This window comes from Pseudomonadota bacterium (assembly GCA_027624955.1).
GTDB lineage: Bacteria > Pseudomonadota > Alphaproteobacteria > UBA828 > UBA828 > PTKB01.
On the sequence record JAQBTG010000056.1, the window covers coordinates 1 to 15305 of the forward strand.

At 58.8% G+C, this 15305-nt stretch carries 9 protein-coding genes; 2 read left to right on the plus strand and 7 right to left on the minus strand.

Annotated features, from left to right (window positions below):
• Positions 1-128: 128 nt before the first annotated feature.
• Positions 129-1502 carry an NADP-specific glutamate dehydrogenase gene (gene gdhA / locus O3A94_16035; GenBank protein MDA1357763.1) on the minus strand — a complete coding sequence of 458 codons (1374 nt, stop codon included), beginning with the start codon at positions 1500-1502 and terminating at the stop codon, positions 129-131.
• A 290-nt stretch (positions 1503-1792) separates the two neighbouring features.
• Here gdhA and O3A94_16040 point away from each other — a divergent pair, with 290 nt between their 5' ends.
• On the plus strand, positions 1793-6688 hold the full coding sequence (locus tag O3A94_16040) for an NAD-glutamate dehydrogenase (GenBank protein ID MDA1357764.1): 4896 nt from the start codon (positions 1793-1795) through the stop codon (positions 6686-6688).
• Positions 6689-6768: 80 nt separating this feature from the next.
• On the opposite strand, the gene speE is transcribed toward O3A94_16040, so the two are convergent.
• The 6 genes from speE to O3A94_16070 form a co-directional block, all read right to left on the minus strand.
• On the minus strand, positions 6769-7623 hold the full coding sequence (gene speE / locus O3A94_16045; GenBank protein MDA1357765.1) for a polyamine aminopropyltransferase: 855 nt from the start codon (positions 7621-7623) through the stop codon (positions 6769-6771).
• The gene (gene speD, locus O3A94_16050; GenBank protein ID MDA1357766.1) at positions 7620-8012 is read right to left on the minus strand and encodes an adenosylmethionine decarboxylase; all 393 of its coding nucleotides are present in this window, start codon (positions 8010-8012) and stop codon (positions 7620-7622) included. Before speD ends, speE begins: the two co-directional genes overlap by 4 nt.
• Before the next feature lie 76 nt (positions 8013-8088).
• Positions 8089-9678: a bifunctional phosphoribosylaminoimidazolecarboxamide formyltransferase/IMP cyclohydrolase gene (gene purH, locus O3A94_16055; GenBank protein ID MDA1357767.1), complete on the minus strand. Its 1590-nt coding sequence runs from the start codon at positions 9676-9678 to the stop codon at positions 8089-8091.
• A gap of 49 nt (positions 9679-9727) precedes the next feature.
• Positions 9728-11662 (minus strand): nucleoside-diphosphate sugar epimerase/dehydratase, encoded by a 1935-nt coding sequence (locus tag O3A94_16060; GenBank protein ID MDA1357768.1) that lies wholly within the window; start codon positions 11660-11662, stop codon positions 9728-9730.
• The gene (locus O3A94_16065; GenBank protein ID MDA1357769.1) at positions 11652-12680 is read right to left on the minus strand and encodes a glycosyltransferase family 4 protein; all 1029 of its coding nucleotides are present in this window, start codon (positions 12678-12680) and stop codon (positions 11652-11654) included. Before O3A94_16065 ends, O3A94_16060 begins: the two co-directional genes overlap by 11 nt.
• Positions 12677-14401 (minus strand): hypothetical protein, encoded by a 1725-nt coding sequence (locus O3A94_16070; GenBank protein MDA1357770.1) that lies wholly within the window; start codon positions 14399-14401, stop codon positions 12677-12679. The genes O3A94_16065 and O3A94_16070 overlap by 4 nt, the downstream gene beginning before the upstream one ends.
• 196 nt (positions 14402-14597) lie before the next feature.
• Here O3A94_16070 and O3A94_16075 point away from each other — a divergent pair.
• The coding region (locus O3A94_16075) for a hypothetical protein (protein MDA1357771.1) at positions 14598-15305 on the plus strand (708 nt) is incomplete at its 3' end.

The window sequence follows — 15305 nt, forward strand, 5'->3', positions numbered from 1 at the left end:
AAGACACTAAAGAGTGAAGAGTTTGGCCGTGCCGCGGCTTCGTAGCATCTGACACGAGCCAAAAAAACGGGGGCGCCGCGATAATCAGCGGCGCCCCCGTCCTTTAGAGACGGTTTTTCGAATCGGTTTTAGACGTGGCCGTAAGCAAGCATGGCGTCCGCCACTTTGACGAAGCCCGCAATGTTTGAGCCCTTAAGATAGTTGACGTGGCCATCCGCGTCGGTGCCGTGCGTGACACAGGCAGTGTGGATGTCCTTCATCATGTCTTCCAGCAGCTTGCGCAGATTGTCTTCGCCCCAGGCGATGCGCGCGCTGTTCTGGCTCATCTCCAGGCCAGACACGCCCACACCGCCGGCATTTACCGCCTTGGCCGGACCGAACAAGGCCTTGGCGTCCTGGAAAGCGTCCACCGCCCCTTGCTCGCAAGGCATATTGGCGCCTTCGGCGAGTGCTATGATGCCGTTTTTCAACATCGTCGCGGCTTCCGCGGCATTGACCTCGTTCTGCGTCGCACAGGGTGAGGCGCAATCCGCTTCCACGCCCCACGGGCGTAGACCCTCATGGAAGGTGATGTCCTTGAACTCGTCCGCCGCTTCCGAAATACGGCCTCGGCGCACGCCCTTCAATACTTTAACCCAGTCGATCTGTTCCTGGGTCAATCCGCCGGCGGAATGAATAAATCCGCCGGAATCAGAGAGAGTAAGCGGTGAACCGCCAAGTTGCAGGACCTTCTCCGCCGCGTGCGTGGCGACGTTACCCGAGCCCGAGATGAGCACGCGCTTGCCTTCCATGCCGTTGCCGGCCTGCTCCAACATGTTGCGCAGGAAGAACATGGCGCCGTAGCCGGTTGCCTCGGTGCGCATTTTTGAACCACCGAATTCGAGCCCTTTGCCTGTCAACACGCCGACGAAGCGGTTTGTGATGCGCTTATATTGGCCGAACATATAGCCAATCTCGCGCGCGCCGACACCAATATCACCCGCCGGCACGTCGGTGTCTTCGCCGATATGACGGTAGAGTTCGGTAATGAACGATTGGCAAAAGCGCATGACTTCATTGTCCGATTTGCCTTTCGGATTGAAGTTCGCGCCGCCTTTGCCGCCGCCCATGGGCAGACCGGTCAGGCTGTTCTTAAAGGTTTGCTCAAAGCCGAGGAACTTCAAAATGCTCAAATTCACACTCGGATGAAAGCGAATCCCGCCCTTGTACGGGCCAATGGCACTGTTGACCTGGACGCGAAAGCCCCGGTTGGTGCGGACATTGCCGGCATCGTCTGTCCACGGAACTCGGAACATGATAACGCGCTCAGGCTCGGCGATACGCTCAAGAATCTGGTTCTCGTGATAGATGGGTTTATCCGCGATATACGGAAAAATAGTCGAGGCTGCTTCATAGACCGCTTGATGGAACTCCGTCTCGCCCGGATTGCGCTTTTTCACGCCTTCGATATAGCGCTCTAAATATTCCTGGGTCTTGGTGTCAGATATTGCCGATTTTGACATTTTGTTTCTCCTAAGGTGACAGTTCTTCAACTTCTAAGGTGACAGTTCTTCAACTGCAAAATTTCGGCCGAGGCCGGCTAAACAACGGTATGATAGAGTGACGCATTCAAACCGGCGACAAAGTGCGCGCCGGATCAAATTCACGTCGATGTGCGTCGCCTCGAACTTCCTACCATTTATTTAAACCCGCTGCCAACAAACCGCCGAGTAATTTTAGTTAACACTGTCAATTCCCCCATATATGACAGAATGTTAAAACATGGGTAATCCTGCGGTCGTACAATTCAGTCATGGCTAACACACACGTTGGCGAGGAAATCGCCGAAGCAAAAACGGCGCATTTTCAAGCATCCGCGCAGGCACGCGATTGTTTGGATTCAATCGCTCGCAGGGTCCGTGAAGACGCGCCGCCGGAGACGGCACCCGTAGCGGGCGAATTTGTGCACGCATTTTATGCCGCGCTTCCGGCCAAATTTCTGACGACAAGCAATCACGAGAGCCTATTTGCCATCGCCAAGGCGCAATGGCGCTTCATGCAGGAACGAGTTCCTGGCACCGCGAAAGTACGCGTCTACAATCCGAGCTCGGAAATTGATGGTTGGGAATCGCCTTATACGGTGGTGGCGATGCTCAATGACGATATGCCGTTCATTATCGATTCAATCACCGCCTATTTGACTGGGCAGCAGCTGGCAATTCACCGTCTGATTCACCCAGTGCTCAAAATTGAACGCGACGCAGACGGCAAGCTTACGAATTTGAAGGGCTCGACAGAAGATGGCGACAGGGAGCTTGAATCCTGCGTTCTCCTCGAGATCGACCTCTGCGCCAGTGAAAACATCCATTTACAGCTAGAGGGCGAGTTAATCGCCATCCTCGAGGATGTGCGTGCCGTGACTGCTGATTGGAAACCCATAATCGCGCAATTGGCCAAGACTGTTGCTCTGTTACAAACCGATCCGCCGCCCGGAGTGCCGGAGAACGAAAGCGGCGAGGCGGTCGCCTTCATGAATTGGATGGCAAACAATCATTTTACGTTTCTAGGCTACCGCGAATACTCTTTGGACAACCTTTCCGAGAGCGAATTCCGCTATCAGGTCACGGCGAATTCGGGGTTGGGCGTATTGCGAAATCCGGCGGTTCGTCCTCTTGGCGCATGGTCGGACAAGCTGCCACCCGAAGCGCTGGACATTTATGCGTCGCCCAGCCTCCTGATCATCACCAAATCCACCCGGCGCTCTAAGGTACATCGCAATGTGGCGATGGATTCGGTGGGTGTAAAAATTCATGACGCCGACGGCCAGGTATGCGGCGAGCGCCGCTTTCTCGGTCTTTTCACGTCCGCCGCCTACAATTGCAGCGTCTCGGATATTCCACTGCTGCGCCGCAAGATAGATCATGTGCTGGCGGCATCGGAGTTCACGGCCGGGAGCCACAATCTGAAGGCGCTGCAGCATGTTGTGGAATCCCTGCCCCGGGATGAGTTGTTTCAGATCAGCGAGGAAAATCTGCTCACCTTAAGTCTCGGCGTCATTGATGCTGAGGTGCAGCAGCAAACGAGATTGTTCATTCGCCGTGATCCTTTTGAGCGCTTTGTATCTTGCCTCGTCTATCTTTCCCGTGACCGCTACAACACCGATCTGCGTGAGCGGATCGAAGCAATTCTCGAATCTACGTTCGCTGGTATATCTCAAACATACGCGGCGCAGGTCGGCGATTCGCCGTTGGCGCGCCTGCACTACATTGTCGAAACGACGCCGGGCAAAATACCCAATTATGACTCGCTTAAAATCGAGGCGCGGATCGCCGAAACGGCACGGTCGTGGCGCGATCAACTGAACGCGGAGCTCGGCGAGCGGTTTGACGGTGAACGGCAGCGCGCCCTATTTCAATGCTTTCGTGACGCCTTTCCGATCGCCTATAGAGAAGATTTCTCAGCCCTGACGGGGGCCGAGGATGTGATCAAGATTGAGCAGGCGGCGAAAGGCGATTCCATCGCCATGAATCTTTACCGCCTGCCTGACGACGATGGCCCGACCGTCAATTTCAAGATTTATCGTGCCGGCGCACCGATTCCCCTCTCGGACCTGCTGCCGAGTTTGGAGAATATGGGCCTGCGCGTTATCAGCGAGCGGCCGTACAGCGTCCGGCTTGAAGGAACGGAAATCGGCGCCCACCTACGCGCGAGGGGTCAATTGGAGGCCGTCTGGGTGCACGATCTCACCATGACGGAGCAGGGCGGACAATCCGTCGATATCCACGAAATCAGAGATATTTTCCACGAGGCTTTCGCCCGAATCTGGGCGCGCGACGTGGAAGATGACGGGTTCAACCATTTGGTCGTGTGCAGCGGATTGGATTGGCGCGGAGTCGCGATCCTGCGTGCCATCAGCAAATTCTTGCGCCAGGCCGGGATACCGTTCAGCCAGCCATACATGGAAGAGACGCTAGCCCGAAACGCCTCCATCTCCGCGTTACTCGCCGAGTATTTTGTGAAGCGCTTCGACCCGCGCGGCCCTGGTGAAAGCAATATCGACAAATTGCGGAGCAATATACTGGCGGCACTGGACGGCGTTTCCAGCCTCGATGAAGACCGCATTCTGCGCCGCTTTCTGAATGTCGTCGATTCGGCGGTGCGCACCAATTACTTTCAGAAGAGCCCCACTGGCGAGGCCAAATCTTATCTCTCGATTAAATTGGATTCGCGGCAGCTTGAAGAATTGCCGGCGCCTCGGCCGTTGTTCGAAATCTTTGTCTATTCGCCGCGTGTGGAGGGCGTTCATCTGCGCGGTGGAAAAGTTGCTCGTGGTGGCATCCGCTGGTCTGACCGCCGCGAGGATTTTCGCACCGAAGTGCTCGGCCTGATGAAAGCTCAAATGGTCAAGAATGCGGTGATCGTGCCGGTCGGCGCCAAGGGCGGCTTTGTCGTCAAGTGCCCACCGCTGGCGTCGGACGAACTGCGCGCCGAAGCGATCGAGTGCTATAAAATCTTCATCTCAGGTTTGCTGGATTTGACCGACAACCGCCAGGCCGATGTCGTCGTGCCGCCGGCAGATGTGGTGCGTTATGATTCTGATGATCCCTATTTGGTCGTCGCCGCCGATAAAGGCACCGCTAGTTTTTCGGATATTGCCAACGAACTGGCGCTGGATTATGGATTTTGGCTGGGCGACGCCTTCGCATCGGGCGGGCGCGACGGCTATGATCATAAGAAAATGGGCATCACCGCGCGCGGTGCTTGGGAATCGGTGAAGCGCCATTTTCGCGAGCTCAGCCGTGATATTCAGTCAGAAGATTTCACCGTTGTCGGCGTTGGCGACATGTCCGGCGACGTGTTCGGCAATGGCATGCTGCAGTCCGAGCATATCCTTCTGCTGGCCGCATTTAATCATCGTCAAATTTTTGTCGATCCGCACCCGGACGCCAAAACTAGTTTCCGCGAGCGCCGCCGCCTATTTCGCGAGGGGAGTTCGGATTGGAGTGAATATCAGGCATTGTCGCCGGGCGGATTTATCGCTGAACGCAGCGCAAAATCGGTGGCGCTCGCACCCAACGTGCGCGCCTGGCTCGGGATCGAAGAGCAAACTCTCACTCCCAATCAACTCATCTCCGCCCTCTTGCGGGCGCCGGCAGATTTGCTGTGGTTCGGCGGCATCGGTTGTTTCGTCCGGGCCGGGCGGGAACGCGACGAAGAGATCGGCGACCGCGTCAACGCGTCGGTGCGTGTTCGGGCGAGCGAGATTCGCTGCCGGGTCATTGGTGAAGGCGCCAATCTGGCTTTGACCCAAGCGGCACGGATTGAGTTCGCCGCTGCGGGCGGAAAGATCAACAGCGACGCCGTGGATAATTCGGCCGGCGTGGATTGTTCAGACCATGAGGTCAACATTAAGATTGCCCTCAGTAAGGTGACAGCTGAGGGTACGCTCACGCTGAAGAATCGCAACACGCTGCTGCATCGCATGACTGATGAGGTCGCCGCCCTGGTGCTGCGCGACAATTATTTGCAAAGCCAGGCGATCAGCATCGAAGCGGCGCACGCACCGGAGCGCCTTGATTCCCACGCGCGCTTGATGCGCAGCATGGAGCGCGCCGGCCGGCTCGATCGTATCGTCGAAGGTTTGCCGGATGAAGATACGATAGATGAGCGCGCGAGCGCAGGTCAGGGCCTCACACGGCCTGAAATCGCCTTGCTGCTGGCGTATGCCAAAATGGCTCTCTTTGAAAATTTGCTCGAAAGCGACGTGCCGGAAGATACCCATCTCGACGATGATCTAGCGCTTTACTTCCCGGCGCCCCTGCGCGCCGAACACAGGGCCGGCATCGAAGACCATCGCTTGCGCCGCGAGATCATTTCCTCGTCTATCGCCAACAGCCTCATCAATCGCGCTGGCGTTTGCTTCGTTTCTGAGATGGCGGAGGAGAGTGCTTGTGGCCAAGGTGATGTTGCGCGCGCCTATGTGGCGGCGCGGCGTATCAATCAGTTGCGCCGCAACTGGCAGGCTATCGAGGCACTCGACAATCGGATTGAGAGCGCTGTCCAGCTCGACATGTTTGCCGAATTTCACAAATTGCTGGTCCACCATACATCGTGGCTGCTGCGCAACAGGCCGCGGCCGCTCGATATCTCGCGCGCCATTGACGATTTTGGCGCCGGTATCGGCGAGTTGGAGGGGCAGATCGAATCCGTCCTCTCGCCAGCCGGGCTCACGCATTTGGGTTCGCGCCAGGCCAAGTTCGGCAAGAATGGCGTTGCTGACGGCTTGGCGCGTCTGGTCGCCTCCGTGGACGCGATGATTCCAGCCTGCGATATTGTCGAGGTGTCGCGCCAAGCGGCGCTACCGGTGGACAAAACGGCTGCGGTCTATTTCCAACTCGGCGCGCGCTTCGGTCTCGAATGGCTGCGGGACGACGCCGCGCCGCTGCTTGCCGGCGATCACTGGCAGCAACGCGCCGTCGCCGCCATAATCGAAGATCTATATTCTCAGCAGCGAGCGTTATGCCGGACCGTGCTTTCGGATGGCGCTCATCTCTCGCCGGAAGATGCCGTCGAGAATTGGGTATCGCAAAATCAGGATATATTCGAACGATCCGTTGCCTTGTTCGATGATCTCAAAAGCGCTGGCCCGCTTGACCTCGCCAAGCTCGCGCTTGCCAACCGCCACATGCGGGAATTGATTCTGGCATAAACTTGGGCGTGTTTTTTCGAATGTACTGCGGCGCTGGCATCACATTCTTTTGGCGCCAAGAGGGCGGAAATGGACCGTTGTTAAGAGGTCACGGTCAATTCTTCGATATAGCGCGGCAGAACAAAAGATGCCTGATGAACTGCAGGGCTGTAATAGCGGGTGTCGATTGCTGATTTTTCGAAACGGCTCGTTAGGGTCTCGAGCGGAGTTCGCCAGAGCGCCGTGTCATCACTCGCCCAACCAAGCGCCATTGCGCCGCCAATATAGATCGGCACATGGGTCAGATAGCAACGCGCATCGGCGAACAGCGAAGCTAGGGCCGTCATGCTGTCGCGCAATTCCGTCTGTTGCTTGAAGGGAACGCCGTTCTGCGTCACCAAAACGCCGCCTGGCGTTAGGCAGCGTCTGCAATTGGCGTAGAATTCACTGGTGAAAAGCGCTGCGCCAGGACCGATGGGATCCGGCGAATCGACGATAATGACGTCGTAGCGGGCATCGGTCTCGGCCACGAAACGGCAGCCGTCGGCGATCAACAATTCGAGCCGTGGATCGTCGAACGCGTCGCCTGAAATGGCACTCAGATAACGTTTTGACAGATCGATTACGGTGCGATCGATATCGACCAACGTAGCCCGTTCCACGTCCTGATGTTTAAACACTTCTTCCACTGCGCCGCCATCACCGCCACCGAGGACAAGTACGCGCCGCGCCTTGCCATGCGCCAGGATCGGCACATGCACGATCATCTCGTGATAGCAGAATTCATCTTTCTCGGCTGTCTGGACCACGCCGTCCAAGGTGAGAACACGTCCCATGACGGCATTCTCAAACAAAAATATATGTTGAAATTCCGAGCGCTCTTCATGTAGCACGCGCTCGACCTTGTAGGTCGAGGTGAAGTCGAAGGGCTCCAGAGTTTCGGACCAAGTTTTCATTCCGTGCCGCCGCGCAAAATTTCGCAAACCTCAACCCGCTCCGGTTGGAACGCCGACGTTAACACCGCAATAGCTGCTTCGGGGTCGGTATTGCCGCAGGTGAAGACGTCGAAGGCGGCGAAGCCGCGCTCGGGCCAGGTGTGTACGCTGATGTGCGATTCCGCCAGCACCGCCACGCCGGAAACGCCGCCCGTGTTGTCGAAATGGTGAAGATGGATATGCAAGAGCGTCGCGCGCGCCGCCGCGACGCTCTCTCTTAGCGCGGTTTCAATAAATTCGAGATCATCGATCCGTCTGGGCGCCCACATATCGACAATCTTATGCACGCCGGCGTACAGCTTGCCATCGCGTTCAATTGCATAGTCTAAAAATTCCTGCGCCGCGATCATCGCGGGTGCCTCCGCATCGTGGGAGGAAGCGGTATTTACTGTCTTCATCGTCATGCCCTATGGAAATGCAATCACACTAGTGACGGAAATGGCGCATGCCGGTGAAGACCATGGCCAGGCCGTTTTCATCCGCTGCGGCAATGACTTCCTCGTCGCGAATTGAGCCGCCCGGTTGAATGATCGCCGTAGCGCCGGCCTCGGCAGCCGCGAGTAAGCCATCGGCAAACGGGAAAAAGGCGTCCGACGCGACCACTGAACCGACGGCGCGGGATTGTTTCTCGCCTGCCGCTTCAGCCGCCTCGGCAGCCTTCCAAGCGGCAATTCGCGATGAATCGACGCGACTCATCTGCCCGGCGCCGACGCCCACCGTGGCGCCGTTCTTGACATAGACGATGGCGTTGGATTTGACATGTTTGCAGACGCGAAAGGCAAAAATCAGATCCTCGAGTTCAGCCTCGCTGGGCGCGCGGCGGGTCACCGTTTTTAAGTTGCCACGTTCGATGCGGCCGTTGTCGCGCTGCTGCGCCAGGTATCCGCCAGACAACTGGCGCAATGATATACCGGGCGCGGCGGGGTCAGGTATGCCACCGCTCAACAGCACGCGCAAATTCTTTTTACCGGCAAGAATTTCGAGCGCCGCCGCATCCGCCGCGGGCGCTATAACCACCTCGGCAAACAGCTTGGCGATCTCTTCGGCCACGCCCTGATCGAGAGGCCGGTTGGACGCGATAATGCCGCCGAACGCGCTCACCGGGTCACAGGCGAGGGCTTTTAAATAGGCCTCTTTGAGGTCACGGCCCTGCGCCGTGCCGCAGGGATTGGCATGCTTGATAATCGCAATCGCGGGAGCGCTGAATTCCGCCACCAGTTCGAAAGCCGCGTCGGTATCGTTCAAATTATTATAGCTCAATTCCTTGCCTTGCACCTGGCGGGCAGCAGCCACGCCGGGGCGTGCTGGGCCGCCGGTATAAAACGCGGCGGCGAGATGCGGGTTCTCGCCATAGCGCAGCATTTGCCGGCGTTCGGCCGAGAATGTCAGGCGCTCCGGCAAGTTAATGCCTTGTTGTTCGGCGAACCACCCGGCGATAGCGGAATCATAGGCGCCCGTGCGGGCGTAGGCCTTGGCGGCGAGACGGCGGCGAAGCGCGCCCGATGTGGCGCCCTTTAAGTCGGTCATTTCATCGATCACTGCTTGATAGTCGGCACTGTCCACCAGAACCACCACATCGCCATGATTCTTGGCCGCTGCGCGAATCAGGGCGGGTCCGCCAATATCGATGTTCTCTATGCAGGTTTCGAAATCGCTGCCCGCTGCCACCGTTTGCTCGAAGGGGTAGAGATTGACCACGACGAGATCGATGGGCTGGATATCATGTGCTGCCATGGCGTCGCGGTGGGAGGTGTTGTCGCGAATGCCGAGGATGCCGCCATGCACCTTTGGATGCAGCGTTTTCACCCGACCATCCAGCATTTCGGGAAACTCGGTGTGTTCGGAAACGTCTTTCACCGCGATGCCGGCGTCACGCAATGTTTTTGCCGTGCCGCCAGTTGAAAGTATTTCAATACCCGATTGCGAGAGGTATCTGGCTAATTCTGTGAGGCCTGATTTGTCAGATACGGAGATCAGGGCGCGGGATATAGACCGGAGTTCAGCGTCTTCTGTCATTGTGGATTCTCATTGTTTGGTCGTGGATGCGGTGGCGGGTGGGCGGCGCTTACTGCGCTGCGCGCCGGGTTACCGGGGTGTCAGGATTCGGCGTTTGGCCGCGAAATTCCGGAACGATAACAGCGATTTCCGCTAGCGTCGCTTCGCTGTCGCGCGCCGCCGCCGCCGCGCACAGGCGGTCAATCTGCGCTTGTAGCAACGCCAGGTCGGCAGGGCGCGACATCGCGCGTTGCAGGCCGGAGACACTCGTCTCGGACAAAGGCTCCTTCGCGTGGAATAGTTCCTCAGTCAATTTTTCGCCGGGGCGGAGACCGGTATATTCGATTGCGATGTCTCTTTCTGGCGTCAGTCCGGCGAGCCGGATCATTTGACTGGCCAAATCCCTGATTCGTATCGGCGTGCCCATGTCGAGTACGAAAATCTCGCCGCCCTTGCCGCGCGCACTGAGCCCGGAAGCCTGCAACACCAGCTGCACTGCTTCGCGTGTGGTCATGAAGTAACGGGTGACTTCGGGATCGGTCACGGTTACCGGGCCGCCCGCAGCGATTTGGCGTTGAAAGAGCGGCACGACGGAGCCCGACGAAGCCAACACATTGCCGAACCGGACCGTGACCAAGCGCGTATGACCCTGCTCCCCAGCGGCCAGCGAAAGACCCAACGTCTGGCAATAGCTCTCCGCAATGCGCTTCGTCGCGCCCATGACGTTTGTTGGATTTACCGCCTTGTCGCTGGAGATCAGCACCATCACAGCGACGCTGTGGGCAACGCAGGCATCGGCAACATTGCGCGTGCCCAACACGTTGGTGAGCACGCCTTCATTGGGGTTTGCTTCGACCATGTGGACATGCTTGAGGGCAGCGGCGTGGAATACCAATTGCGGGCGCGTCTCGGCGAAGGTCGAATTTAACCGTCCCGAATCGCGTACATCGCCGAGAACGGCTTTGCGCGATATGTCAGCGTGATTCTCCGCCAACTCCATGTCGACGGTATAAAGATTGAATTCAGAATTATCGATCAGGGTCATATGCGCCGGTCCATGCCCGGCGATCTGACGGCACAGCTCTGAACCGATGGAACCACCGGCCCCGGTAACGCAAACGCGCCGCCCTTGGATCAGCGCCGCCATTTCCTTGCTATCCAGCGCCGCCTGGGGGCGGCCCAACAAGTCCTCAATCGCCACCGGGCGGATGTCGATGACGTCGCCTTCGCCGTTGCGGAAATCGGTCATGCGCGGCAGGCGTGAAAACGGCATTGAAAGCCCCTGGGCAGCATCGAGAATTTCGCGCAAGCGCTCGGAATCGAAGCTGTCCGATGTGAGGATCAGACGTCGCGGCTGGGTACCGCGATGTTTGAGTGCCCGCACGATCTCCACTAGATTGCGGGCGGGGCCGTAGACCCGGACGCCATGAATGTGACGGCCGATTGTGGCAGTGTCATCGTCCACCAATCCCACCACGCGGTAGTTCGCTGCGCCGCCGCTCAAGCTGGAGCGGATAAATAGATCGGCGTCCTCACCCAGGCCCAGCAGCAGAACCGGTACGCGCCGCTCGCCGTTGGCACGCTGAAAAAAGCCGGTGAGGCGGCGTTCCATCAGACTGCGGTAAAGAATGCGCGGGCCGGCGAGCAGGGCGACGAGGAAAAGCAGATTGATTGGCAGCGCCGAGCGCGGATAGGCTTCGAGCCGGGTAACGACAAACAGCAGGGCGACAAAGATCAGAATAGCGATTGCCGCCGCCCAGGCGATTTTTGTGACGTCACGTGACGAGGTATAACGCCAAAAGCCCCGATAGATTCGCATGCGCCAAAAAACAATCGCCGAGATCACGCTGAAGGCGACAATGCCCTCGACGAAAAAGCCGCTCGATTCATGCCAAAAGTTGTCGACGCCACGGCGCAGCAACAGCGCGACGGCAAACGATAAAGCCGCCATAGTCACATCGAATGCGGCAACCGCGTAGGTTCTGTTGATGCGACTAGTCTGCATGGGTCGGTCTGTTTTGCGAAAGTCGAAGATAGCATAACAGCGCCACGGTAAGCAGCAATCCCGCTCCCAACGCGCCCCAGGCGAAGGAAGCTGACAAGGTTGTTGCGAGGGCAAGGCCGGCAAGCAGCAAATTTACGATTGTCACCGCCAACACCACATGCGCATGGCTGCGCCCGGCAGCAACGGCAACCTGATAGAAATGTTGATGATGGGCGCGCCAAATGGGTTCGCCTCGGGTCAAGCGCCGCACCAAGATAAAGCTAGCGTCGGCTACAAAATAAAGCACCAACAGGAGCGCTGCCTGCCACAGCCCAAACGTCGCCAACGATAGCAGCAGCCATCCGATGGCATAGCCCAACGGCACGCTGCCGACATCGCCGAGAAATATTCGCGCCGGCTGCCAGTTCCACGGCAGGAAGCCGAGCGCCACCGCCGCCAAAGTCAGCCCGTAGGCCCCGAGGCCGGCGGCGGCCGGAAAAATAATCGCCAAGGCAAACAGGCCGAGCCCGGCGCTCGTAGCCTGGCTGCCGGCGATGCCGTCGATGCCGTCCATAAAGTTGAACAGATTGAGGAACCACAGCCAGATGAGCCCGCTCACCGCTAGATCGAGCGCCGGCGGCAAGGCGCCTTGAAACACCCCACCGCCTTCGGGAAGCGCAAACAGGCCTGCGCCGACCGCGATTGCCTGCACGCCCAGGCGGACGATTGCCGGCAAGCTACCGCGCACGTCGTCGACCCAGGAGATCAGCGCCAGCGCCGCGCCAGCGGCCAGAATAATCCAGAAGTCATCCGCCACGGTGTCTTTGCCGCCGTATAGCCAGAACGCGAGCCAGGCGGCAAGCAGCACGCTTGCCACCGCGATACCGCCGCCGCGCGGCGTTGGCGAGCTATGGCTGGAGCGCTCGTTGGGGATGTCGAGCACGCCATGGCTGCGCAGCAGTCGAAGGACGCCCGCCGTAGCGAGCCAACTGACGGCGCCAGCAGCGAGGCTGCCAATGACAACGACAAACAAATTCATGCTCCGCCTTCGCGCCGGTAAACCGCTTGGTCCGTAACGACAAAGTCCACCCGGTCGTCCAGGAGCGCCTGCGCGCACTCCTCCGGGCGGTTGATGATCGGCTCTTCATGGACGTTGAAGCTGGTGTTGATCATCGTCGGCAGGCCGCTTCGTTGCTTGAATGCGGCAAGAATATCGTAATAGAGCGGATTGTGCGCACGGCGAATGATCTGCGGCCGCGCCGTGCCGTCGACATGAACGACGGCCGGGATGCGGGGCCGCCAGGCTTGCTTGACGTTGCAGGTGATTGTCATGAAGCGCGCCGCATAGCGGCTGCGCGAGCTGATATCGAACAGCTCGGCAGCGTCCTCTTCGGCGATAACCGGCGCGAAGGGCATGAATTCAGAGCGCGACAGCCGGTGGTTGAGCGAATCGTTAATCCCGGCATCGGCGGGCGAGGCCAGAATGCTGCGCGCGCCGAGCGCGCGCGGGCCAAATTCCATGCCGTGGCTAAATATCGCCACCGCCTTGCCTTGGCATAGAAGTTCCGCAGTTTTGTCGACCGGACTGTCTGATAGAACGCCGAGGCCGGGTGTGCCGCCGAGAACTTTATCGGCGTTGCTACCCCAGTCGCGGCCGAAATAAAGCGTCTCTAGCGGATAGCGCGCGGCGAGCCATGTTTTCATGCCGTCGCGCTCGAGAAGAAATTGCAGCACCCCGCCGGCGGGCAGACCCTGATCGCTCATCGCCGGATAGACGAATACTTCCTCGATATCCGTTTCTTCTGCCAGCAGCCGATTGAGCCGAACATTGCCGAATACCCCACCGGAAAGTCCAAGGCGGCGCACCGAATGGCGCCCCAGCAGGCTGCGCACGGATTCAAGGGTCACTTGCTCCAACACTTCTTGAATTGAAGCCGCCATATCTTCGCGCGAGGTGTTTTCCGCCGTCTTAAACATGAACTGGCGGAGCTCAGGATTGGTCGCGAAGTCGCTCCGAATCTGTCCGTCGGCATCGACCTTAAAGTGCGCGGAAATTGCCGCCGCCGCCGAAGGCTGGCCAAGCGCCGCCAGGCCGGTAAGCTTGCCTTCGTGGCGGTTGATACGCCAGCCCAGCGCCTGGGTGGCGTAGCCGTAGGCCAGACCCAGGCTGTCGATTCGCGACGGCACCGTGAAACACTCATCGCCACCGTACAAGGAGCGCAAATCGCCGTCCTTAAAGATGCGCTGGCTGTATTGCACATTGTCGCCGCCGCCATCCGAGGTGTAGAGCAGCGCGTCCTCCCAGTCTGTATGAAACAGGGTGGGTAAGGCATGCGCCAGATGGTGGTTGAAAAAAGAGAGTTGGGTTGATTCGCGAAAACCGTAATCTGCAAGAAATTTTTTGCCGTTGAACAGGGCTTGCGAATCAGCATGTCCGGCGCGCACCAATTCGCGCTCCATGCTTTTGTGTTTTTCCTTGCCAAGCGCCTGGCGGATCTTGCCTTCAAGTAGGCGGGAGCCACGGAAATGCTTAAAATAACGCCACACAAATGCACCGCGCCCGAGGACGACCGCATTAACTTCACGCCGCGACAGCCCGGCGATGGCAAGGCATTCGTCGATGGCTTCATCGGGCATCCGACCGCCATCGATCTTGCGCCGAGTCAGGCGTTCGAGCGAGATCGCCGAAACCATCCGATAGTCGTCGAACAGGCAGGCGGCGGCCTCGTGATATCCGGAGTGGACACCAAGAATTATCATGTGGGTTATGGGCTCGATGGACTGGGAACGGCTGCGCCCGGAACCTACCGTCCGCTCCCACTATGCGTCAATCCACTGTCGGGCCACTGCCGGGCGCTGGCCGGGGCGCAGGCGCGAATGCTGCAGTTTGCCGCGCCCCAATTGCGGTGATACATCACAATGTCTGCTGACTGCTACCGTGGGAGGAGCCGGACCCTTGTCCGTCGCAAACAGAAATGGGCCGGCGCCGGCAGCGGCGCGTCAGCACGGACTGGCGCTTGCAGCGGCGATTTTTTGCGGCATCAGCGCACCGCTGTTGGCATCAAGTCCGGCTGTTTTCGGTGTGGCGTTAGCGCTCGGGCTCCTGCTTTTATTGGCGGCGCCAGGACGTTTCCAATTAGCCGCCGATCTGGCGCTGGGCGCCCGCACGCCGCTCGGCATGGTGATCATCCTGACATTTCTCTTGTGGCTGCCTGGCGTTGCCGAATCGCCCGATCTCGGACGCTCACTCACCATCTGGGGACGGATGGTGGGCATGGTGATCGCCGCATCGCTGATTCACTATTTCCTGTCGCGCGGCGCCCTCGACGCCTGTCTCCGTGCCATGATCGTGGCCGCCCTAGTTTGCGTCGTCATCGCGTTGTTGGGCCTGTACGCGGCAAGCCCCATCTATGGCCTCTTTCGTGGCAAGGGGTGGGTCGAAGTGAATGCGGCGCTGATTCTCAAATATTACGGCTCCGCCATCGCCGTTCTGGCGCCGGTGGTGCTGTGGGCCGGCATCCGCTTAGGTCGGCGTTGGCTTTACGCCGGGCTGCTCCATTTGGCAGCTACTTTTGTATTTATTTTCGCCGTCGACAGTTTGGCCGGACTGTTGGGTCTTGTTGCTGGGTTGGTGGTTGGCGGTATCGTCTATATTTGCCAATGC